The sequence below is a fragment of the Blastococcus sp. PRF04-17 genome (assembly GCF_023016265.1).
Lineage (GTDB): Bacteria > Actinomycetota > Actinomycetes > Mycobacteriales > Geodermatophilaceae > Blastococcus_B.
Genome location: NZ_CP095412.1, coordinates 4,409,838 through 4,431,552 on the forward strand (window position 1 = coordinate 4,409,838; position 21,715 = coordinate 4,431,552).

The window sequence follows — 21,715 nt, forward strand, 5'->3', positions numbered from 1 at the left end:
AACGCCTGTTCGAAGATCAACCCGGCGGGGTGGGGTCACCCGCTCGGGTGAACGCCACCGCGCGCCGACGACAGCCCAGGGGCCGACGAGCAGGCCCCGGAAGACGACGGCGGCGCGAGATCAACAAGCATGCGGCAGGTGCCGGGCGGCGCCCGCGCAGGGAAGTTGCGGAACCGGAGGGGCGGCGCCGCGGATCGGGAACGCCGCGCCCGACCGCGGACCAGGGGCCGCTCACTCCATGGCGACCCAGAGCAGGCGGACGCGCGCCGGCTGTCCGTGGTGAATGCGCCGGCGCCGGCGGCGCGCATGGTGCGGGTGGGACCGCAGAGCCGACATCACCGGCAATCGGTCCCGCACGGTCCGTGACCGACGTACCGTGCGTCACCGAGGAGGAACCTGTGGCGAGTAGTCGACGGCTCGAGCTGTCCTGGTCCAACAAGGACATGCGGCTGCTGTCGCACGGGGCGGAGAAGTACGAGTGGGTGCAGCCCACCGACTGGCGCGTGTCCGAGGTGCGACTGCTGGAGGAGGTGGCCGACTTCGGTGACGAGCCGGAGGGCAACCTGGTCATCCACGGCGACGCCCTGCACGCGCTGACCTCCCTGAGCTCCACCCCGGAGCTGGCGGGGGCCTACGTCGGCAAGGTCAAGCTCTGCTACATCGACCCGCCGTTCAACACCGGTGAGACGTTCAAGGACTACGACGACGCCGTCGAGCACTCGGTGTGGCTGACCATGCTCCGCGACCGGCTGGTGCAGATCCGCCGGCTGCTCGCCGACGACGGCAGCGTGTGGGTGCACCTCGATGACGCCGAGCAGCACCGGGCGCGCTGCGTCCTCGACGAGGTGTTCGGGGTGCAGAACTTCGTCGCGACGGTCATCTGGAAGAAGAGCCACAGCCGCAACAACTCCGCGCAGCACTTCTCCTCGGACCACGACTTCATCCACGTCTACGCCCGCAACAAGGACGCCTGGCGGCGCAACCGCGTATCCCGAACGGCGAAGAGCGACGCCGACTTCTGGAATCCGGACAACGATCCACGCGGTGACTGGCGGCGATCGGACCTGACCGCGGCGAAGCCCTACAGCGACGGTGCCTACGAGGTGGTCGGACCCCACGGGGACGTGTTCACGCCACGGGCAGGGCGGTACTGGGGCCTGTCCCGGGAGAGCTTCGAGGAACTGCGCGCCGACAACCGCCTGTGGTGGGGGAAGACCGGCCGCACGTTCCCCTTTCGCAAGCGGTTCAAGACCGAACTCGGCGGCCTGGTCCCCACGACCATCTGGCCGGATGAGGAGGTCGGCAACAACCGCGAGGCGAAGGGCGAGATCGTCGCGCTGCTCGGACGCAAGGCCATCTTCGCGACCCCCAAGCCGGAACGGCTGATGGAGCAGATCATCCACATCGCCTCCGAGCCGGGCGACGTCGTGCTCGACTGCTTCGCCGGCTCCGGCACCACCGCGGCGGTGGCTCACAAGATGGGCCGCCGGTACGTCACCGTGGAGCTGTCCGAGGACAACCTCGACACCTACGTCCGCCCCCGGCTGGAGAAGGTCGTCAAGGGGGAGGACGCCGGCGGCGTCACCGGCTCGACCGGGTGGCCCGGCGGTGGCGGGTTCCGGCTGCTGCGCGTCGCGTCGAGCATGTTCGAGGCCGACGAGGACGGAGACCTGTTCCTCGCCGACTGGGCCGTCGGCGGCGATCTGGCGCGGGCGGTGTGCGCCCAGGTGCGCTACGAGTACGAGCCGACCGGCCCGTTCACCGGCCGCAAGGGCCGCAGCCGGCTCGCGGTGCTAGACGGAATGCTCACCGCCGGCGTCGCCGAGCTGCTGCTGTCCAAGCTGGCCGAGAAGGAGACGCTGCTGGTGGTCGCCCAGGCCATCGAGCCCGGCGTCGACGAGCTGCTGACGGCCCGCCGCGGTGGCTCCAAGGTCCGCAAGATGCCGCGGGACCTGGCCCGCCGCGGGATCCTCCCCAGCCGCCTGGTCACGCTGACCTCCACTCCGGACGGTGCCACCTCATGAGCCACCCCACCGTGCCCTTCGACCAGGGCCTGATCGACGACATCGCCGCCCGGCTCGAGCTGCGCACCCCGAACGCCGAGGCCCTGTCCGCGGTGGCCAAGCAGCTCGACGGGGCGGCCGGCAGCAGCGTCGAACTGGTCTGCGACCTGGCCACCGCCGTCGGCAAGACGTACCTCGCCGCGGGCCTGATCGAGTACCTGGCCGAGTCCGGAGTGCGCAACGTCCTGTTCGTGACGCCAGGGCGCACCATCCTGGACAAGACCGTCGCCAACTTCACCGACGGCCACAAAAAGTCGGTACTCGGTGGAATGGCAACCCGGCCGACCGTGATCACCGTCGAGAACTTCAACACCGGCGACGTCGCCACGGCGCTGGCCGACGAGGAGACCGTCAAGGTCTTCGTGTTCAACGTGCAGGCCCTGACCAAGCCGGACAAGGCCACCCGCCGCACTCGCAAGTTCCAGGAATGGCTCGGCGAGGACCTCTACGCCTACCTGCAGGGCCGCGACGACCTCGTCGTCATCGCCGACGAGCACCACGTCTACTCCGAGTCGGCCGAAGCCTTCTCGGCCGCGATCCGCGACCTAGACCCGCTCGCCCTGGTCGGGCTGACCGCCACCCCGGCGAAGTCGGACCTGAGCAAGGTCATCTACCAGTACCCGCTGGCCCGCGCGATCGCCGACAAATACGTCAAGACCCCGGTCCTGGTCGGCCGCACCGACACAGCCGACAGCGTCGAGGTGCGCCTGCGCGACGGCCTGACCCTGCTGAGGGCCAAGCAGAAGGCCGCCGACGCCTACGCCGACGCCCATGGGCTGCCGCGGGTGAACGCGGTGATGTTCGTCGTCGCCGACAGCATCGACTCCGCCCAGGCAGTCAGCACGGTGCTGCGCCGGCCCGGCATGTACGAGCACGACTACGAGCAGCGCGTGCTTGTCGTGCACAGCAAGGCCGCCGACGACGCGCTCGCGCGGCTCGCGGCGGTCGAGGAGCCCGACAGCCCGGTGCGGGTCATCGTCAGCGTGGACATGCTCAAGGAGGGCTGGGACGTCAAGAACATCTACGTCATCTGCTCCCTGCGCCCGTCCATCTCCGACGTGCTCACCGAACAGACCCTCGGCCGCGGCCTGCGGCTGCCATGGGGCGCCTACACCGGCGTCGAACTGCTCGACACGGTCGAAGTCCTCTCCCACGAGCGCTACGAGTCCCTGCTGGCCAAGGCCGGCGTGCTGCTCGAGGGGCTGGTGGAGAACCGGGTCGTGCCCGTGCCCACCGACGTCCCCGGCACCACCCGTGTCGTCGACATCGACGCGCCCGACGCCGACGGGCACGCCCCGGCGCCGACCGATGTCCCGGTGCAGCCCACCGACGCGGAGACGACGGTCCTGGTCCCGACCGGCACCGCCACGACCACCTGCGGCGGCGGCTCCGGGGCGACCCCCGCGGGCGGGGTCCCCGGGAGTGCCACCACGAGCGCCACGACCGCCCCCGCCCCGGCGGCGGAACCGGGCTCGGACACGGTCACGCCGGTGCCGGTCTCGCCGTCCGAGGAGGCCACCGGTGGGGCGACCATCACCTCGATGACCGAGCGGCTGCGAGAGGCCGAACAGCAGGCGCAGAGCACCATCGAGCCCGTCGCTGCGCGCCGGCAGATCACCATGCCGATCGTCGAGCGCACCGTCATCGCCCGGGCGTTCTCCCTCTCCGATGTCGACGAGCGGCTGTTCACCGCGCTCGGGAAGCAGATCGCCGACACCGCCGGCGGCGGCCAGCTGGCGCGCAAGCGCCTGGACGTCATCGAGGACCCGACCAGCCCCACGGGGCTGCGCCTGGTCCCGGCCGACGCCGCGGACATCATCGACGCGAGCACCCCCGAACTTCCCCTGGGCAACGTGGTGAGCTCGCTGAAAAGCGGCATCCTGGCCATGGAGTTCATCGACTCGGCCCGCCGCAGCGACGGCAACGCCGCCCGCCGACTGGCCGATGCCCTCGTCGCCGGCGCCGGCGGCGCCGACCATGTCGCGCCCTACGTCAACCAGACCCTCGCCGCGGTGCAGCGCCTGCTGCGCCAGCAGTACCGCGCCGCCGACGAGGTCGTCGACCTGTCCGTCACCTCCACGGAGTTCGGCCCGACCCGCACCAACAGCCGGCCGGTGGAGCTCAACCGGTACAGCCCGTTCAGCCGCGGGGTCGCCTACAACTCCTGGTCCGAACGCGGGCTGCACAAGCTCAACTGGTTCGACAGCGAGACCGAGCGGCGGTTCGCCAACCTGCTCGACAGCGACACCGGCGTCACCGTGTGGGCGCGGATCCAGCGCGGGGAGTTCGTCGTGGAGTGGGAGGGGGCCGGTACAGCCCCGACTTCTACGCCGAGATCGGCGGCGTTCACTACCTGCTCGAGGTCAAGGGCGACGACCGGCTCAGCGACGAGGTCGTGCTGCGCAAGCGGGCCGCGGCCGAGCAGTGGGCCCGCCACGTCACCGACGACGGCCAGCACGGCGACTGGCAGTACCTGTTGGTACCCGAGCATGTGGTGAAGGAGGTCCGGACGCTGTCCGACGCGCTCACCCGCGCCCGGGCCGCGCGTAGCTGACCATGCCCAGCGAGTCGGCGGCGGCGTTCGAGCAGCTCGCCGCCGTCCTCGCCGGCGGCGGGCTAACCGGGCTGCTCGCCGGACTGGAACACGAGCTGCTCGATGCCGACGCGGCAGTCGCGACTGCGGCAACCGCGGACGCCGGCATCGACGGGTCACTGCTCGCCGCGGCGCTGCTGGTGCGCCGCGACGTCGGCCGGCTCAACGACCTCATCCACGCATGCGCCATCACCCTGGTCCTGCCGCGGATCCTCGAGCCGGGCGAGAAGATCGTCCGCCGCCCGTCACTGGGCGCCGGCAACGACCCCTCCCGCAAGTACGACCTGGAGACCGACCGCCGGGTCGCGGAGTTCAAGGTCGCGCAGTGGACCGGGGCCGACGCGATGCGCAAGCGCACCCTGTTCCAGGACCTCGTGCACCTCGCCGCCGCCGACACCGACCGCCGAGCCGAGCTGTACGCCGTAGGCCCGGCCCCGGTGCGGTTCCTCCGCACCTCCAAGTCCACCGCCAGCTGGGCGCTGGACAAGTCGCAGCCCACCCGCCAGCTGTTCGAGCAGCGATTCGGTCCGCTCGCCATGTCGATCGCAGACTTCACCACCGGCCCGGCCGCGCACGTCGACATACTGGACCTGACCGAGCTCCTTCCCGAAGTCGCCGCCGCGACGCCCTGACCACCTTCGCTCCCGGAGCTCACCGCGGCTTAGGGCGCTTCCCGCCGTGTTCGTGCGGCAGCTCGCTGCACCACCCCGACCACCTGGCGGGCAACCCATGAAGTTGGCGGAGGACTGCCGTACACATGAAGCCGTGACCCTCGCGAGCGCATTCTTCCCCGCGTACCTCTACACGCTCGAGAACCTGGCCGAACGTGACTACTTCGCCCAGCAGGCCCCCTCCCAGTGCTCCGACGGCCACACCTACTACTGGGACGAACAGGCCGTCCGGAAGGCCCTCGTGCGCCACGTGGGGCCCATCGCCTGGCCGCTCGATCCCGACAACGTGGCCGGCATCCCCGACGACGAGGTTCTCCGCTACGTGACCGGCTTCTTCCAGCTGGTCTCCCGGCCGACCGACAGCTGGTTCCACGAGTTCTGCCGCAGCTCCCACCCGACGGCCTTCGACACCGCGTCGGGCCGCTACGACTACACCGTCGACGTCAACGCGCTCTTCGGCCGCTTCCAGACCGGGCTGGTCCTGCAGAACGGGCGGATCAAGGGCACCACCGGCAGCTTCACGCTCAACCGCCGGCTGGGGGACGCCCTCCCGTTCGGTGGGGACCAGCACCTGGAGAAGCTGATCAGCTCCGGGTTGCACGAGTTCCAGACCAGCGACCCGCGCCGCCGGTGGCAGGGGCTGCGTCACCTGGCTGACGCCTACGAGCGCGTGAAGACGCTGCAGGTGCCCGAGAACAAGAAGGCGTCCACCGCCGCCCTCATCGGTGCCATGAGCCCAGAGGCGGCCCTCGGTGAACACCTGGACGGGCTCCTGCGGCAGATGACCACGCTGTCCAACGGGCTGACCATCCGCCACCACGAGGTTGGGAAGGTCGACATCACCGAGGACCCCGTGCTCGTCGACTTCCTCTTCTACAGCTACTACAACGTGCTGCGCTTCGCGCTGCAGCGGCTGTTCAGTGAGGACTGACCGACGCAACGGGCCGCACGGCCAGACAAGGCGGTCGGCGGACCCGCCCTCCAGGAGGTCAGCGACCCAGCCAGGTCCACAGGGCGACATCGAGAACGCGCAGCGGCACGGCGTCGCAGCGCACCCCGGCGGTGGTCTCCACCGCCGTGGTGAGGTCGTCGAGTCGATGCCGCACGTCGGAGTCGCTGATTAGGGACGCGAACACCTGCCAGTCGACCCGGCGGGTTCCGGTTCGCCGGACGGCGGTGCCGTACAGCCCGAGGCCTTCGCAGACCACGCGGTCGCGGATCGGGAACAGCCGGGGCCGCTTGCGGGAGCACAGCTTCGCCGAGGTCACCCACGGGTTGGGGTTGGCCACCCGGGGGTCGCAGCAGCCGGCGTGCACGGCCTTGGCCAGGGTCTCCATCGCCGCGAACGTGGCGGGGCCGGCGGCAGCCAGGTCCACGTCGCCCGGCACCGCGGCCAGGGCTTGCTCGATGTCGCCGCGGATCGCCGCATCGGTCAGCAGCCGCCGGGTGACCAGCGCTGCGACGGGCGCGTTGAGGACGGTGAGCGCGTGCAGGTCGGCGGCGGTCAGGGTGGCCGGGTCGACCGGCGCCAGCTCGAGGAACGTCGTCCCGGCGCCCCGACCGGTCGCGTCGTAGTGCCGGGCGAGCCGCTCGGTAGCCGGCCGGTCAGTCTCATCGGAGAGCGCCTCCATGGCCACCCGCCGCGCGTACTTGATCTCACTGGGCGCCGGCCGCGGCCAGTCCTCGGGAACGTCGGGCAGGGGAGAGGTGGTCACGGCGCCGGACCGTAGCGGGCCGACCGCCCGCGGGCGGGGAGGTCCGGTGCACGGGTGACGGGCGTCGACCGTGACGCGCGGTCGTCCCGCCGCCCCTGCGGCTGAGGGTGGCCGCCCTGCGGTAGAAGAGCGGTATGGAGCTCGACGGCAAGGGACTGGGCAGGCTGCGGCGGGTCGCGAACGCCCGCGACGTGTGGACCTCCGAGGCTGGTGACTTCACGCCCTGGCTGGCCGAGAATCTCGACGTCCTGGCCGATGAGCTCGGCATGTCGCTAACCCTGATCGCGACTGAGGTGCCAGTCGGAGAGTTCCGGCTTGACATCCAGGCGCAGACGCCCGACGGCGGTATCGTCATCGTCGAGAACCAGCTCGAACGCACCGACCACGGGCATCTGGGTCAGCTGCTCGCTTACGCATCCGGCCTGGAAGCCAGCGCGGTCGTCTGGGTCGCCCCGCGGTTCCGCGACGACCACCGGCGCACCCTGGACTGGCTCAACGAGCGCACCGACTCCGGCGTGGACTTCTTCGGCGTCGAGGTCTCCGTCGTCCAGATCGGCGCCACCGGCCCCCGCGCTCCGGTCTTCGAGGTCGTCGCCCGCCCGAACGGCTGGCAGAAGGGCGTCAAGGAAGCCGGTGGCGGCGGCGGGGGCGCCGGGCAGGGCAGCGGGGTGAACGTCGTCCGGCAGGACTTCTTCGTCGAGGTCCTCACCGACGTGGTCGCCCAGCGGCCGGGCATCCGTCTCCCCACCCCGGGGAACGCTGAACTGGCTGGCTTTCGCCGCCGGGCCGTGGGGCAACTGGGCACTCGTCGTGGCCAACGACGGCCGGCTGCGAGTAGAGGCCTACCTTGACAGCGGCAACGGCGAGGTGAACAAGGCGCTGTTCGACGAGCTGCAGGCAGACGCGGCCGCCTGGGAGGCGAAGGTCGGTCACCCGCTGAGCTGGGAGCGACTGGACGACAAGCGGGCCAGCCGCATCGCGGCCTACCGCCCCGCCGGTGACCTCGCCGACGACGGCGCACGCGCGGCACTCAAGGCATGGGCGGTGCCGACCGTCCTGGCCATGTACGACGCGATGAACGACCTACTCCGCTCACGCGCCCGCGAGCTCCGGGAAGCGGCGAAGATGCAGGAGCAGGCCGCGGGCGCCGGTCCTGCTGCGCCGCCGACGCAGCAGCCCTGACCCGCGCCGTCGTCGCCCGCAGCGGGCGGAGGCCGGCAGACATCGCCGAGCCGCGGCACCGGCTACGCCGCCAGCACCATCGGCACCAGGTTGCCGCGCACCCGTGCGCGGAGCCACCGGCGACGGTAGCGCCGGGTACGCCGCCTTCACCCGTGCCGTCGCGCGGCCAGTACGGGTTCACCGAGCCGCCCGCCGACTGAGCGGCTCAGGCCCGTGGGCCACCGCCCTCGGAACTCCGGTGCGACCGTCGTACCTGCTCGGCATGATGCGCCCATGTCCCGCTTCCCGGAGCCGTCGCCGCCGGACTGCTGCGGCGGCTGCGACCGTGACCGGCCGCTGTTCCTGCTGGAGGGTGCTGACGGTGACCACGTGCACCGCTGCCGTGACGGCCTGCGCGACGCGCTCATCGACGGCGATCACGTGTCCGCCGCCGGCCAGCAGGACGAGCCGCTGAAGGAACGGGACGAGGCCCGCGCGTGGGCGCGTGCGCTATGGCCGGCGACCCAGCCGCCGTACACCGCGCGGGTCGACGCGCCCGGTCCCGTTCCGCACTGGCTGACCAGCGCCGTGGAGCAGCGGTGACAGAGGCCCGCCCCCCGGCCGGCCACGATCCGCGCATCGAGCCGGTCAACTGCCTCATGACCAGCCTGCACGAGCTCGCCGGTGCAGCCGGCGGTCGGGAACAGATGCTCGGCCACGGTCTGGCCGCCCTGGCCGAGCTGGAACGGCGCCTGGGCGAGACCCAGAAGTCGCTGCGCACCATGGAGGAGGTGGTGATCCGGCAGAGGGCGCTGCTGGAGACCGCCACGGAGATGATCGAGGAAGCCCGCCGCTGGGCCCGGTCGCTGTGGGACGACGGCCCGGTGGCGGAGGAGCCGACGGTGCTCAACGAACCGGAGTTCGCGCCGGCGTGGCTGACCGCCGACGGCCCCCGGCACACCGCGCGCCCGCCGCGCACTCCAGGGGGCGTCGCGCCGGACGTAGCCGCACACGAGCTGCGGCTGGCCGCGCTCGACCGGTGGCTCGCCGACGTCGAGGCGGAGTGGGGCCCGATCACCGCGGACGAGATGGCCACCGCGACCCAGCGGCTGCGAGCGCGGGCCCGGACGAAGCGCTGATCGGTCGGGTGAGCCACGCCGTGTTCCCGCAGCTCAGGGTGGTCAACGCTACCGTTTGCCGGGCGCGGACCCTACCGTCTGCCGCGCTCGGGGCAGGCCATCCGACCGGGTCCCGGCGCCCACATCGGGGCGCGCCGTTGGCGCGGATCAGCGGGTGTCGTTCCAGCGGGACAGCAGCCTCCTCGCGGCGCCGAGCTCCTCTTCGAGCCGGGCCCGGGCATGGGGGCGCAGCGCCCCGGCGCTGTTCAGCTGCCGCTCGATGCTGGTGATCCGCGCGCGTAGCCGCCGTACCCCGGCCTGCTTGTCCTGCGCGCTCAACCGGCGGGCCGGTCGAGGTGCCTGATCAGCGACGCGGGCCGACGAGTTCCTGCGCGCTTCCGCCGGCGGTGTGACGTCCTTGTGCTGCCGGCGGCGTTCATCGAGTCGCGCCTTCGCCTGCAACCCGCGCGTCCGGAGCTTGCGCAGCGGGGCACCGGCCGGAACGGCAGCGCTCAGCGGCGGCTGCCCGGCGGCCTTCAGCGCCGCGGTGACCTCGGCGACGATCCGCCCGTCCGGGGTGCAGACCTGGCACAGCCTGCTGCGTCCGCTCTCGGGAACGGCGGCCCGCCGCCCACATACCCTGCACTTCTCCCCAGGGCGCGTCGTGTAGTTGATGTCGTCGCCGGGTCGCCGCAGCCGCTCACTCGCCCCGGAGGGCTTGAGGCGCACCTGCCCCGGACTGACGCCGCCTGCGGTGAGCCTGACGCGCCCCATGCCCGGTGATCTTGCCTTCTCCTGCCGCGCCTTGGCGTCACCTGGAGGGGCGAGATGTGTCGGTCCGTTGGCCCGCGTCCGGAAGAACTCAGCAGTCGCGTCGACCGTGACCCCCGTGGGACCGCCGGGCCCGGCGGCCAGCGGCTGCCACCCCTCCCGCTGAGCCGGAAGATCAGCCCGACACCTCGCGTCGGCGCCAGCGCAGCGGCCGCTCCCCGGGGACGCGGCTCAGGTAGGACAGCTCCTCGAGCCGCTTGAGGATGTTGGTGGCGTTCGGCGCCGTGTACCCGAGAGCTTGCGCCACATCGCCGGCGGCCAAGCCGGTCTCGGTCGCCAGCCCACCTAACGCCAGCACGGCCTGCTGACGCTCACCGAGCGGCTGCCTCCGCCGCTGCCGAGCGGGCGTCTCCGGAGCGGGCGCAGCGGGCGGCGGCGCGGCGACGCGGTCAGCCGCACGAGGTCCGTCGTGCACGGCGCGGAGCCGGGCTGCCAGCCGCACCAGGACCCGCGCAGCCTCGTCGAGCGCGTCCGCCACCGCGGCGTCGCGCTCACGGGCCACCTCCTCGGCCCCACATTTGCCACTTGCCACGCTTGCCAAGATACGCGGCTAACGTGGCAAGCAATGTCGATCTTGGCAAGGAATGTCGCCAGCAAGCCTCGGAGTGACACTTGGACGAGCCTCGCCAGCTGACCACCGGCACGTCCCACGACCGGCGCCCCGGTCCCGCCAGGTGCGGGGCCGGGGCGCCGGTCGTCCGGCGCACGCCGCATCAGGACCTGGATCTGGTGGACTGACCCGATGGCACGCACGAGTGCGGGGGTGTTGCTCCACCGGCGAGCAGCCGACGGCGGCGTCGAGGTGCTGATCGGCCACATGGGCGGACCGTTCTGGGCGAAGAAGGACGACGGCGCCTGGTCGATCCCGAAGGGCGAGTACGACGACGGGCAGGATCCGCGCGCGGTCGCGTGCCGGGAGTTCGAGGAGGAGCTCGGCGCACCCGTGCCGACCTCCGACCTCGTCGCCCTGGGAGACGTCAGGGCCGGCGGCAAGGTGCTCACCATGTGGGCGGCCGAGGGCGACCTCGACGCCGAGGCCTGCCGCAGCAACACCTTCCTGCTCGAGTGGCCACCGCGGTCCGGTCGGATGCAGGAGTTCCCCGAGATGGACCGGGCCGCCTGGGTGCCGATCGACGTGGCCAGGCAGAAGCTGGTCAAGGGACAGCTGCCGTTCCTGGACCGCCTCCTCACCCGGATCGACGGATCGGTCACCTAGCCTTCGCCGGGTGCGACAGCTGCTGCGTTTCGGCTGGGTCGAGGCGCAGTGCTGCCTCTTCGCCGTCCTGTTCTTCCTCGGGCTGGGGCTGGTCCGGGTCGTGCCCCTGCCGATCGATCCGGCGGACGCGCTCCTGATCTGGTGCCTGGCGGTGACCCTCGTGCTCTGGCTGGTGCGATGGAAGACCGGCCGCGAGGTCGCCGTGATCTTCGGCTTCCACCTCGTGGGCCTGGCCCTGGAGCTGTACAAGGTTCGGCAGGGCTCGTGGTCGTACCCCGACACGGGCTGGGCGACGGTCGGCGGCGTGCCGCTGTACAGCGGCTTCATGTACGCCGCCGTCGGCAGCTACGTCTGCCAGGCGTGGCGCCGGTTCGACCTGCGCATCACCGGCTACCGGGCGCGCAGGACGGCGCTCGTCGCGGCGATGATCTACCTCAACTTCTTCACCTCGCACGTGACCTGGGACGTGCGGGTGCCGCTCGCCGTGGCACTGCTGGTCGTCACGTGGCGCACGTGGGTGCATTTCACCGTCGGGGGACGCCGCTACGCGATGCCGCTCGCGCTGTCCTTCGGCCTCATCGGCTGCTTCCTGTGGGTTGCCGAGAACGCCGCCACGCTCCTGCGCGCCTGGCAGTACCCCTCCCAGGAGTCGGTGTGGACGCTGGTCCACGCCGCGAAGCTCGGCTCGTGGTCGCTGCTCGTCGTGGTCAGCATCGTGCTGGTCACGGCGGTCAAGTCCTACGAGGGGCGGCTCTACGGCAGCACCCGCGAGCGGACCGTGCTGCGGGCCTACGACGTCCCGGTCGATCTCCTGCCGCCGCTGCGGGAGCCGGTCGCCTCCACCTGAGCCGGGCGGTCAGCGCGTCGCGGCGGTCACCTGCCAGGCCGGGCCGCGGTGGACGGGGACGGGGCTCATCCCGCGATCGGCGAGCACGCCCATCATCGCCTCGGGTGGGTGCGCGAAGGCGCGGAACTCACCGCCGCCGATGCGGAGCAGCGCGTTCTGGGTGGCGACCACCGAGCGCGACAGGGCGTTGCGCGGCGGATGGCTGAACACCACGTGCCGCCGGGCGTGGTCCGCGGCCGCGCCGAGGAGCCCGGCCACGTCGGGGTAGCAGCAGACCACCCGGTGCAGCACCACGATGTCGGCGGCCGCCACGGAGTCGGGCTCGGCCGCGATGTCGAGCAGGCGACGGGTCACCCGCCCGCGCAGCCCCGCCTCCTCGACCAGCTGATCCGCCGCAGCGTCGTAGGCGGGGGAGAGCTCGAGCGCGGTCGCCGACGTCGCCCCGCGCCGCAGCAGCTCGAGATGGATCTCGCCGACCCCGCCGCCGATCTCCAGCACGGTGGCGCCGCGCACGTCGTCGTCCGGGAGCACGTCGACCATCCGGCGGGCCGTGCGGTCCAGGCCCTTGGACCGGTACCGGGCCGCCCGCCGACGGGCGAACCGCTCGTCGAACACGCGGTCGCACCCGCGGGGATCGCAGCAGCCGGACACCGGGGGAGTGTCCCACCGGGCGTTTGCCGGGACCGCTGCCGGCTCATCGTTCGTAGATGCCGTCCACCGACGAGTCCGACCGGCTGCCGGCCGGCTTCCGCAGTGGCGCCGAGGGCCTGCCGACGGTCGAGAGCATGGGGGAGGCGCTGCTCGGCCGTCTGCTCGACCGCGCCCACCTCATCCCGGCCGACCTCGTCGGGCCGCTGGTCGCGCAGGAGGCCCGCGCGGCAGGTGCCATGGAGATCGGGATCTTCCTGCAGGACTACGACCAGGTGCACCTGCAGCCCCTCTCCGGGCGCGGCCTGAGCGGACGGCGCGTGCCGATCGACGAGAGCGTGGTCGGGCGCGCGTTCACCACCGACTCGCTGGTCGAGGAGCCGCAGCCCGACGCCTCGGTCCGGCTGTACCTGCCCATGCTCGACGGCTCCGATCGCGTCGGCGTCCTGATGCTGCGCCTGCCCCGGGTGAACGACGGCGACCGGCGGCTGGCACAGCGCCTCGCGGGGCTCGTCGCCGACCTCATCGTGACCAAGGACGCGTACACCGACGTCTTCGCCCGCCTGCGCACGGCGCGGCCGATGAGCCTGGCGGCCCAGCTGCAGTGGTCGGCGCTGCCGCCGCTGGCGATGACGACTCCGTTCGTCGATCTGGCCGGCGTCCTCGAGCCCGCCTACGAGGTCGGCGGCGACGCGTTCGACTACGCGCTCGACGGGCACGTCCTGCACCTTGGCGTGTTCGACGCGATGGGGCACGGCCTGGACGCGGCAACCATGAGCACCGTCGCCCTGGCCGCCTACCGGCACGGGCGCCGCCGGAACGCCGGGCTGGAGGAGCTGTACACCGCCATGGACGACGTCGTCGCGCAGGCCTTCCCCGGCCAGTTCGCCACGGCCCAGATCGGCATGCTCGACGTCGAGTCGGGGGAACTGGCCTGGGTGAACGCCGGCCACCCCGCGCCGCTGTGGGTGCGCGACGGCCGGGTGATCGGGGAGCTGGAGTGCTCGGCGTCGCGCCCGATCGGCCTCGGCGGCTCCGCGCCGACGATCCAGTCGGCCAAGCTGGAGCAGGGCGACCGGGTGCTGCTGTTCACCGACGGAGTGGTGGAGGAACGGCTGGAAGGCGGCGAGCAGTTCGGCGAGGCCCGGCTGGAGGGGCTGCTCGAGGACACCGCCACCGAGGGGCTCGCCGCCGCCGAGACCGTCCGCCGCCTCTCGCACGCGCTCATGGCCGCCCGCTCCGGGCGCACCAGCGACGACGCCTCCCTCCTGCTGGTCGAGTGGAAGCGGCCGCCGCGCGAGGACGAGCTCAACCCGGAGATCCCCGAGGCCGCGCCCACGTCGGAGGGGCGCTAGCGGCTCAGCGGCCCAGCGCCACCACCTCGTCGAGGCCGGCCTGCAGATCCGCCACCAGCGCACCGGGGTCGGTGACGGCGGCGGCGTCGACGTTGACGCCGATGCAGCACTGGTCCTCGTGCGAGATCAGCGTGATCATCGCCGCGCAGCCGGGGAGCGGGCCGAACGGGTACATGCGCACGATGCGCGACCCCGCGATGTAGACGGGGTGCGACACCCCCGGCATGTTCGACACCTGCACGTCGTTGGCGCTGGTCAGCGAACCGGAGACCGCGCCGATCACGGGCGCCGGCAGCCAGCCCAGCAGCGGCCCGAGCAGGTCGTCGACCACGCCCGACCCGCTGCTGTTGCGGGCGGACAGCACGAACTCACGGATCGCCTTGATGCGGGTGGCCGGGTCCGGCTCGTCCAGAGACGCCGGGAACCGGGCGCCGGTGAACCGGTTGCCGCCCTGCGGGTCGTCCTGCGCCCGCAGGCTGATCGGGATGCCGAGGGTCAGCGTCTCCGCCGTCGCACCGAGCCGTTCGTGGTACCGCCGGAACCCGCCGACGACGGCGGCGAGGAACCCGTCGTTCAGGGAGCCGCCGGCCGCCTTGGCCCCGGCCTTGAGGTCGGCGAGCGGCACCTCGAGCACCTCGAAGTGCCAGCCGCCGCCGCGCGGTGTCAGCAGCGACGAACCCCCTTCGGCGGCGCGAGGGTCGAGGTGGCCGACCGCGCCGCCTCGACGGCCGAGGCGGCCGCCTCCCACGGCCGCCGGAGGCCGCCGAGCGCCTCGACGCCGCGGCGCAGCGCGGCCAGCGGCACCGACTTCGCCGTCCCGACCAGCTGGTCCTTGAGCACCTCGACCGGTGAGGCGTCGTCCGGCAGCGGGACCGGCGGCTCGGGACGGGACGGGTCGTGCTCGGCTGTTCGGCTGTGCAGCCGGCTCATGAGCTGCACCGCGCCGAGCCCGTCGGTGGTGCTGTGGTGGGTCTTCACCACGTAGCCGGCGCGGCCGTCCGGCAGCCCCTCGACCAGCAGCACCTCCCACAGGGGGCGGTCGCGGTCCAGCGGCGCCGCGGCGAACTCCTGGACGGCGTCGAGCAGCTGGCGCATCGAGCCGGGGGAGTCCAGCTGCACCCGGCGCACGTGCCGGTCGAGGTCGAGCTCGGCGACGGTCACCCAGCGCGGGGCGCCGACGCCCAGGGCGGGCTCGACGACCCGCTGCCGCATGCGCGGCACCATGCGCGACGCCCACTCGTGCGCCGCCTTCAGCCGCTCCCAGTCCGGCGCCGGGTCGAGGATCTCCAGCAGCGTCACGTTGCTGCGCAGCCGGGGATCGGCGACCTCGGCCCGCCACATCGCCGTCTCCAGCGGGTTCATCTCCGGTGAGATGCCCCAGTCCAGCGGCACCGCCGGCGGGGGTGCGGCTCCGTCGTCCGCGCTCGCCTCGGTGACGTCGACCGGGCCGGCGGTGCGGCCCGACCAGTTGGCCAGCGCGTCGAGGTACTGCCCGCGGACCTCCTCGACCTTCCCGTTCAGGTCCTTCAGCGTCCAGCCCTCGGTGGGAACCGGCGGCAGCACCCGCACCTGCACGGTGCCCGACTGGATCGTCGACGCCCCGCGCCACATCAGCTCGCCGGCGTTGCGGATGACGATCGGCACGATCGGCACCCCGGCCTGCATGGCGACGTGGAAGGCGCCCTTCTTGAACGGCCCGAGGTTCGGGGTGGCCGACCGCGTCCCCTCCGGTGCGATGACCAGCGAGATGCCCTCCCGCAGCTTCTGCACCGCCGGCTCGAGCGCCTTGCGCGCCTTCGACGGGTCGCCGCGGTCGATGAAGGCGACGTCGGCCAGCCGGAAGGCGAGGCCGAAGCCGGGTGCGTTTGCCAGCTCCTTCTTCGCCACGGCGGTGAAGCCGCCGCGCAGCAGCTTGGCGAGGACGAGGACGTCGAGCTGGCTCTGGTGGTTGAACAGGTAGACGGCCGGCCGGGTGGCCAGGTGCTCGGCGCCCTGGACGTCGAGGCGCACGCCGGCCAGCGCGCTGCCCAGCTCGCCACCCAGGGTGATGCCGAGGTCGACCGCCTCGCGCCGGTTGCCGCTCAGCGCGCCGATGGCGACGCCGGTCGCGAAGCCGCCCAGCAGGCCGCCGATGCCGGCGGCGGTCCGGACGATCTCCGCCGGGCCGCTGCGGTTGCGCGGCCGGAACCGGGCGATCGGCCAGGAGTAGTGCCGGGCGGCCGACGCCAGACCGCGCCCGGGGTTGAGCGCGCGGGCCCGCCCGACGGTGCGCAGGAACGGCACGTCCTCGTCACCGTTGGAGTACGCGAAGCTCCGGGCCAGGTCGATGCCGTGCTCCTGCGCGAACGTCTGCACCGCCGCCGCTTTGCCGGCCCGCCAGAGCAGCGGGCCGCCCGGGCGACCCGTGCAGATGCCGTCCTCGATCTGCACCGGCGAGACGAGGATGTGCTCGACGCCCATCGCGCGCGCCGCCGGCTCGACCTGGAACCGCGTGGCCGACGACGCCAGGACGACGGTGTGCCCGGCCTGCAGGTGCGCGGTGACCAGGCGCCACGCCTCGGGGTAGAGCGAGCCCGCGATGCCCTGCACGAACAGCCGCTCGCCGAGCTCGACCAGCTCGTCCTCGCTGCGCCCGGCCCAGGCCTTCATGCCGGCGACGGTGAACTTCTCGAAGTCCTCCTCGGTGGTCACGCCGCGCAGGCCGGTGAGCAGCAGCTGCCCCAGGTCGGCGGGCGTGACGTGCAGCGAGCGGAGGTGGTGGCGGGCGAAGGCGGCCAGCGAGTAGCCGTCGATGACCGTGCCGTCGAAGTCGAAGAAGGCGCCGATGCGCGGGCCGCGGGGCGCGGCCGCCACGTCGGCGAGCAGCTGTTCCTCGCTCCACTCGCCGGCCCGGGCCGTGGTGGCCGGTTCCTGCTCCGCGCTCACGGCTCCACCCCCACGGTCTCCCGCCGCGCCGCGGCGTCCAGCTCGTCGATGACGGCGACGCGGGTCACGACGTCGCGCACCTGGGCCGCCCACTCCTGCCGTCGGCGGGCCAGCTCCTCGCGGCCGGGGTCGACCAGATCGAGGTTGCCGGCCAGCTGCAGGGCCGTGGCGAACAGCTCCCGCGACAGCGACTCGGGCCCGTGCAGCCGCCCCTGCAGCAGCATCTGCTGCCCGACGCCGCCGCACTCGGCGAGGAACTCGGCCTCGACCACGGGGGTGCGGGGGTCGCGGGCGGCCAGCCGCTCGGCGACCACGAGCTGCGCGTCGACGAAGGACCGCAGCACGCGGTGCGCCACGAGCAGGGGCACCCGGCAGAGCACGTCGCGACCGTCCGCGGTCTCCCACGCCGGGTCGAGGCGCTCCAGCTCGGCACCGAGCCGCTCGCGGTAGGCGTCCCGCTCCGGGAAGAAGAACTCGAACTTGAGCTGGTCGCGCAGCCGCATCGCCTCGTCCCAGCGGTCCACCGGGTCGCGGAGCATCACCAGCTCGGCGATCGCCCGGTCGACGAAGTGGTGGATCGCGCTGTTGCGGTAGAACGCCGCCACGAGGTGCTGGCCGCGCTCGATGGCGTGCACCGGCTCCTCGCCGCCGTCGTAGACGGTGACCACCCCCTGTCCGGCGAGGGTCGCGAGCACCGATCGCACGCCGCGGAACGTGCGCAGTCCGTCGCCGGAGTGGGGCAGGCCGCGCTCGTCGAGGTAGTCCAGCAGCGGCTCGACCACCCGGCGGACCTGCGCCAGCGTCAGGGCGCGGTCCCGCACGCCGAGCAGCGCGAGGGTCACCAGCGCGGTCGCCGTGGCCGGGGTGACCGAGTTGATGCCGACGGCCACCTGGAAGGCGACCTTCTGCAGCGTCAGCCGCCGCGCATCGGGATCGGCCGGATCGGCGCCGGCCTCGAGAGCCGCGGTCAGCGACAGCGGCTCGGCGAAGGCGACGTGCACGGTGCCCAGCGGGGTGCTCAGCTGCTCGCGCGCGTACGTGGCCAGCCAGGACAGGCCCTCGCCCCGCTTGGCCGCGCCGCCCTGCTCGGCGGCCATCAAGGAGACCTCGCGCAACTGGTCGTAGGTGATCGAGACGGGCACGAGCAGGACGTCGTCCACCCGCCGGCGCTCGACGGCGTCGGCGACGTAGCGCAGCAGCCCGTGCCGTGGCGGGCGCAGCTTGCCGGTCCGGGACCGGCCCCCCTCCATGTACCACTCGAGGTTGAAGCGCTTGGCCAGCAGGAAGGCGAAGTACTCGCGGACGGCGAGCTTGTAGATCTGGTCGTCGCCGAAACTGCGCCGGATGAACACGATGCCGGCGCGCTTGGCCAGGGGTCCGACCGGCCAGAAGCTCAGGTTGTCGCCGCCGAGCACGTGGTTGCGCGGGAAGTCGTGCTGGGCGAGCACGTCGGCAAGCACCAGCGGGTCGACGTAGGAACGGTGGCTCGGCAGGAAGACCAGCGGATGCCTGCGGTTGAGCTCACGCAGCCGCGCGAGCCCCGCGGTGTCGGCCTGCACGTCCCACGCGCGTGAGTGCAGCGGGCGGAACATACCGGTGAACACCTCGACCGCGGCCGGGTCGACGGCGGCGACCAGCCCCTCGAGCGCCGCCCTCGCCTGCGCGTGCACCTCCTCCTCGGGGCACTCCATCCGCTCGGCCAGGGCCGTCAGCTCGCGACGGAACTCCGGGCTGGCCTCGATCGCCTCGACGACGTGCCGGGGCACCTTGACCCGCTCGCCGACGACGCCCCGCTCGGCCCGGTCCAGCGCGATCCCCGCCTGGTGGCACACGAAGTCGGCCAGCGATCCGGTTCCGCCCCACCGGCCGGCGAGTTCGGCGACCGTGGCCGGCTCGGCCAGCACCACCTGGGCGCGGTCGGGGTCGCGGTGGAGCGCCGTCCTCTGCAGCGGCGCGAGGGGACGGCGGCGCAGTGCGGGCACGGCTGCCGCCAGCCGACCCCTCCGCCGTCCGGATTCCACGTGGCCCACCGGACGGCGGGGAGCCCAGGCCACCCGGACCGCGGTCACCACGGTGTCGGGGTCCGCGCCGGCCAGCGGCCCGGCCAGTGCCTCCCCGCGCAGCGGGAGGACCGCCAGCGGCGGTCGGTCCATGTCGGACATCGCGGCGTCGACCAGCCGACGTTCGGTCTCGCTCGAGACGTCGACCAGCACGATCAGGGAGGCGTCACTGCCCACCTGCAGTCCGGTCACTCCTGTGTCACCTCTCATCGGCCTGCAGACACTCGCACACGGAGAACATGGCCCACCGGGACCGTGACCGCGACCCCACCCCGGTGGACGTGCGGCACAACGCAAGCGGGACGCCGGACGTACCGTCCGGCGTCCCGCCCCTGGTCGCGCCGGAGGCTCAGCGCCGCCCGCAGGCCTTCAGGTCGACCTTCAGCTGCTGCCCGCGGTCGATGACGACCGGCACCCGTTCGAGGACCCGGCCGTCGCGCTCGCAGGTGAGCGTCCAGGACTCGACCAGCCCGGGGACGGTCGACGTCTCGGCGACGAACCCTGCGGCGGTCAGCGTCCAGGTCGGCGTCACGGAGGCGAAGTTGATCACCCGCAGGACGTACGTGCCCTGGTCCGGGTCCTGCAGCAGCGCCCGCTCCTTCTCGCCGACGAAGTTGCCGGAGCTGCCCACCTCGGTGAGCGAGCCGTCGGCGTTCTTCCGGTACACCTCGAGGTCCATGTCGTCGGGGGTCGGCCAGTCGAGGGTGACCTCGAGCAGGTCGACGTCCCGATCCAGGACGAACTCCTGATCGGTGGACTGGGTCGGTGCCGTCGTGCCCGTCCAGGACCGCGAGACCGCCGGCTCACCGGAGATCGTCTCGACCTGCCGGTCCATCACGACCGGGCGGGTGGAGGGGTTGACGTGCCAGGTGTACCGGCCGTTCGGCCCCACGGTCATCGTCGTGTCGAGGGTGTCCTGGATGGAGCCCTCCCAGGTCGGGCTGGCGAAGGTCTTCTTCAGCCGCAGCGTGGCGCCGGCCGGCGCCTTGCCGGTGAGCACCGAGTGCGTCTCCGGGTTCACGGCGTTCTCCAGGGCCAGCAGGTACGCCTCCCGGTTCCCCTTGCCGGCGTGCGGCCCGGCGCCGAGGTACTCGTCGACGACCTCGGGGAACGGCGGGTGGAACTCGTGCGCCCCGATCTCGAACGTGTAGCCGAACCCGCCGGTCGCGTTGTACGACCAGTCCTCGGTGGAGCCCGTGGTGTCGTAGAGCTCCCAGGCGTGCTGGCTGGTGTACCCGTTCTGCGCGGCCATCGCGTCGCCGAGCTCCTTGAGCGCCGCCTCGTCGAACGGGTCGCCGAGCGGGATGCCCTCGCTCGGCGGCACCAGGTCGGGGGCGGCGCCGTTCGGGCGGAGGACGAGGTTGGAGAACGTGTGGTTGGTGATCAGTGTCGTCACGTGCCGGCCGCTCACCAGCTCGCGGATGTTCTGCGTCTCCGGCTCGGAGAACGCCGTGGCGCCGCGGTAGGTGGGGTCGGCGACCAGGTCGGAGGCGCCCGGCCCGCCCCAGTAGCCGCCGTAGTTGCGGTTCAGGTCGACGCCGGTCCCGAAGCCTCCGGGACTGGTGATGCTGCCTGCCCGGCAGGTCCCGTCCGGGGTGTCCTGCCCGTCGACGAGACGGCAGTTCTTGCGCTTGTAGGCGTTGCCGGGCGTGCCGAGCAGGCTGCCCGTCCCGCCCCGGTCCAGCTCGCGCAGGTCGATCAGCCCGCCGTCGGTGCGGGAGAGCTCGAACCCGTCGACGTTGACGACCGGGACGACGATGACGCGGGAACGGTCGACCAGGTCGGTGATCCGGCGGTCGGTGCCGTAGTTCTTCACGAGGTCGACGGCGAACTCCATGGCGTGCTCGCCCGAGGGCCACTCGCGGGCGTGGTGGAGTCCCAGCATCACGAAGACGGGCAGTCCGCGGTCGGGGCCGGTCACGTCCTTGCCGATCTCGACGCCGTGGATCGGCCGGCCGTCCAGCGACGGGTGCGGCAGGGCGAACTTCCGCACCAGGTCGGGGTGCTCGGCAGCGAGGGCGGCCATGTCGGCGTCGTAGTCGGCCAGCGTCCGGTAGGCGTCGCGGCCCGACGGCAGCGGCGAGCTGAGCGTCGCCGCGGCGTAGGCGGCGTTGACCGCGTTGTTCTCCGCCTCGCGGCGGAGCAGGTCGGGGATGCGCACGTCGAACCCGAGGCCGGCCGCGGCGAGCGCGGCGACGTCCGCGGGGCTGTGCAGGACCACCTCGACGTAGTCGTGGCCGGCGTGCTCGGTGAGGTCGAGCCCGAGCGTCTGCAGCAGCCGCTTGTCCTCACGGGTCGGGGTGTCGACGGTGACCAGTTGCGGTCGGAACGCCTCGTCCTCTGCCGCGGCGGGCACCGAGAGCCCGGCCGTGGTGAGGCCGATCAGGACGGCGGTGCTGAGGCCGCACAGGGTGGCGCGGCGGCGGATGGAAGAAAGCATCGGGTGCCTCTCCGGTCTCGGCGGCGGGTTCGCTCGTTGCCGGGAGAACGAGCGCACCGCCGCGAGGTCACG

General features: G+C 72.7%; 19 protein-coding genes. 11 read left to right on the top strand and 8 right to left on the bottom strand.

The window, feature by feature from the left end; translation table 11 throughout:
• Positions 1–362 precede the first annotated feature (362 nt).
• From MVA48_RS22455 to MVA48_RS22470, 4 genes are all read left to right on the top strand, one after another.
• On the top strand, positions 363–2,024 hold the full coding sequence (locus MVA48_RS22455; protein ID WP_246983897.1) for a site-specific DNA-methyltransferase: 1,662 nt from the start codon (positions 363–365) through the stop codon (positions 2,022–2,024).
• On the top strand, positions 2,021–4,561 hold the full coding sequence (locus MVA48_RS22460; protein WP_246983899.1) for a DEAD/DEAH box helicase: 2,541 nt from the start codon (positions 2,021–2,023) through the stop codon (positions 4,559–4,561). Before MVA48_RS22455 ends, MVA48_RS22460 begins: the two co-directional genes overlap by 4 nt.
• A gap of 58 nt (positions 4,562–4,619) precedes the next feature.
• Entirely contained in the window at positions 4,620–5,288 is a 669-nt protein-coding gene (locus MVA48_RS22465) for a hypothetical protein (protein ID WP_246983901.1), read from the top strand.
• A gap of 133 nt (positions 5,289–5,421) precedes the next feature.
• The gene (locus MVA48_RS22470; RefSeq protein ID WP_246983903.1) at positions 5,422–6,258 is read left to right on the top strand and encodes a hypothetical protein; all 837 of its coding nucleotides are present in this window, start codon (positions 5,422–5,424) and stop codon (positions 6,256–6,258) included.
• 58 nt (positions 6,259–6,316) lie between these two features.
• Here MVA48_RS22470 and MVA48_RS22475 read toward each other — a convergent pair whose 3' ends face one another.
• On the bottom strand, positions 6,317–7,042 hold the full coding sequence (locus MVA48_RS22475) for a DUF6308 family protein (protein WP_246983911.1): 726 nt from the start codon (positions 7,040–7,042) through the stop codon (positions 6,317–6,319).
• A gap of 134 nt (positions 7,043–7,176) precedes the next feature.
• On the opposite strand from MVA48_RS22475, the gene MVA48_RS22480 reads away from it, so the two are divergent.
• The 4 genes from MVA48_RS22480 (at position 7,177) to MVA48_RS22495 (ending at position 9,342) form a co-directional block, all read left to right on the top strand.
• Positions 7,177–7,893, top strand: a complete 717-nt coding sequence (locus MVA48_RS22480; RefSeq protein WP_246983913.1) for a hypothetical protein — start codon at positions 7,177–7,179, stop codon at positions 7,891–7,893.
• The gene (locus tag MVA48_RS22485; protein ID WP_246983915.1) at positions 7,853–8,224 is read left to right on the top strand and encodes a DUF4268 domain-containing protein; all 372 of its coding nucleotides are present in this window, start codon (positions 7,853–7,855) and stop codon (positions 8,222–8,224) included. The genes MVA48_RS22480 and MVA48_RS22485 overlap by 41 nt, the downstream gene beginning before the upstream one ends.
• A gap of 273 nt (positions 8,225–8,497) precedes the next feature.
• Positions 8,498–8,806: a hypothetical protein gene (locus tag MVA48_RS22490; protein ID WP_246983917.1), complete on the top strand. Its 309-nt coding sequence runs from the start codon at positions 8,498–8,500 to the stop codon at positions 8,804–8,806.
• Positions 8,803–9,342 carry a hypothetical protein gene (locus MVA48_RS22495; protein WP_246983919.1) on the top strand — a complete coding sequence of 180 codons (540 nt, stop codon included), beginning with the start codon at positions 8,803–8,805 and terminating at the stop codon, positions 9,340–9,342. The genes MVA48_RS22490 and MVA48_RS22495 overlap by 4 nt, the downstream gene beginning before the upstream one ends.
• 147 nt (positions 9,343–9,489) lie before the next feature.
• Here the strand turns inward: MVA48_RS22495 and MVA48_RS22500 are convergent, their stop codons facing one another.
• Together MVA48_RS22500 and MVA48_RS22505 are read right to left on the bottom strand one after the other, a co-directional pair.
• Positions 9,490–10,095, bottom strand: coding sequence for an FUSC family protein (locus tag MVA48_RS22500; RefSeq protein ID WP_246983921.1), 606 nt, complete (start codon positions 10,093–10,095; stop codon positions 9,490–9,492).
• A gap of 172 nt (positions 10,096–10,267) precedes the next feature.
• Entirely contained in the window at positions 10,268–10,654 is a 387-nt protein-coding gene (locus tag MVA48_RS22505; protein WP_246983923.1) for a MarR family transcriptional regulator, read from the bottom strand.
• Positions 10,655–10,894: 240 nt separating this feature from the next.
• Between MVA48_RS22505 and MVA48_RS22510 the strand changes: the two genes are divergently transcribed.
• Positions 10,895–11,368, top strand: a complete 474-nt coding sequence (locus MVA48_RS22510; protein WP_246983925.1) for an NUDIX domain-containing protein — start codon at positions 10,895–10,897, stop codon at positions 11,366–11,368.
• 10 nt (positions 11,369–11,378) lie between these two features.
• Positions 11,379–12,215, top strand: a complete 837-nt coding sequence (locus tag MVA48_RS22515; protein WP_246983927.1) for a DUF817 domain-containing protein — start codon at positions 11,379–11,381, stop codon at positions 12,213–12,215.
• Between the two features lie 9 nt (positions 12,216–12,224).
• Here the strand turns inward: MVA48_RS22515 and MVA48_RS22520 are convergent, their stop codons facing one another.
• Positions 12,225–12,830, bottom strand: a complete 606-nt coding sequence (locus tag MVA48_RS22520) for a methyltransferase domain-containing protein (RefSeq protein ID WP_246983929.1) — start codon at positions 12,828–12,830, stop codon at positions 12,225–12,227.
• A gap of 92 nt (positions 12,831–12,922) precedes the next feature.
• On the opposite strand from MVA48_RS22520, the gene MVA48_RS22525 reads away from it, so the two are divergent.
• Positions 12,923–14,218, top strand: a complete 1,296-nt coding sequence (locus MVA48_RS22525; protein ID WP_246983931.1) for a PP2C family protein-serine/threonine phosphatase — start codon at positions 12,923–12,925, stop codon at positions 14,216–14,218.
• A gap of 4 nt (positions 14,219–14,222) precedes the next feature.
• Here the strand turns inward: MVA48_RS22525 and MVA48_RS22530 are convergent, their stop codons facing one another.
• From MVA48_RS22530 to MVA48_RS22545, 4 genes are all read right to left on the bottom strand, one after another.
• Positions 14,223–14,843, bottom strand: a complete 621-nt coding sequence (locus MVA48_RS22530; protein WP_246983933.1) for a WS/DGAT domain-containing protein — start codon at positions 14,841–14,843, stop codon at positions 14,223–14,225.
• A 38-nt stretch (positions 14,844–14,881) separates the two neighbouring features.
• Positions 14,882–17,143: an HAD-IB family hydrolase gene (locus tag MVA48_RS22535; protein ID WP_246983935.1), complete on the bottom strand. Its 2,262-nt coding sequence runs from the start codon at positions 17,141–17,143 to the stop codon at positions 14,882–14,884.
• Complete coding sequence (locus tag MVA48_RS22540; protein ID WP_246983937.1) at positions 17,140–19,395, bottom strand: glycerol-3-phosphate 1-O-acyltransferase; 2,256 nt, start codon at positions 19,393–19,395, stop codon at positions 17,140–17,142. Before MVA48_RS22540 ends, MVA48_RS22535 begins: the two co-directional genes overlap by 4 nt.
• Before the next feature lie 157 nt (positions 19,396–19,552).
• Positions 19,553–21,643, bottom strand: coding sequence for a M14 family zinc carboxypeptidase (locus MVA48_RS22545; protein ID WP_246983939.1), 2,091 nt, complete (start codon positions 21,641–21,643; stop codon positions 19,553–19,555).
• Positions 21,644–21,715: the final 72 nt, after the last annotated feature.

Coding starts and splice junctions, on each gene's coding strand:
- MVA48_RS22460 (WP_246983899.1), top strand. CDS start 2,021: ATGAGCCACCCCACCGTGCCCTTCGACCAGGGCCTGATCGACGACATC.
- MVA48_RS22465 (WP_246983901.1), top strand. CDS start 4,620: ATGCCCAGCGAGTCGGCGGCGGCGTTCGAGCAGCTCGCCGCCGTCCTC.
- MVA48_RS22480 (WP_246983913.1), top strand. CDS start 7,177: ATGGAGCTCGACGGCAAGGGACTGGGCAGGCTGCGGCGGGTCGCGAAC.
- MVA48_RS22490 (WP_246983917.1), top strand. CDS start 8,498: ATGTCCCGCTTCCCGGAGCCGTCGCCGCCGGACTGCTGCGGCGGCTGC.
- MVA48_RS22500 (WP_246983921.1), bottom strand. CDS start 10,095: ATGGGGCGCGTCAGGCTCACCGCAGGCGGCGTCAGTCCGGGGCAGGTG.
- MVA48_RS22510 (WP_246983925.1), top strand. CDS start 10,895: ATGGCACGCACGAGTGCGGGGGTGTTGCTCCACCGGCGAGCAGCCGAC.
- MVA48_RS22525 (WP_246983931.1), top strand. CDS start 12,923: ATGCCGTCCACCGACGAGTCCGACCGGCTGCCGGCCGGCTTCCGCAGT.
- MVA48_RS22545 (WP_246983939.1), bottom strand. CDS start 21,643: ATGCTTTCTTCCATCCGCCGCCGCGCCACCCTGTGCGGCCTCAGCACC.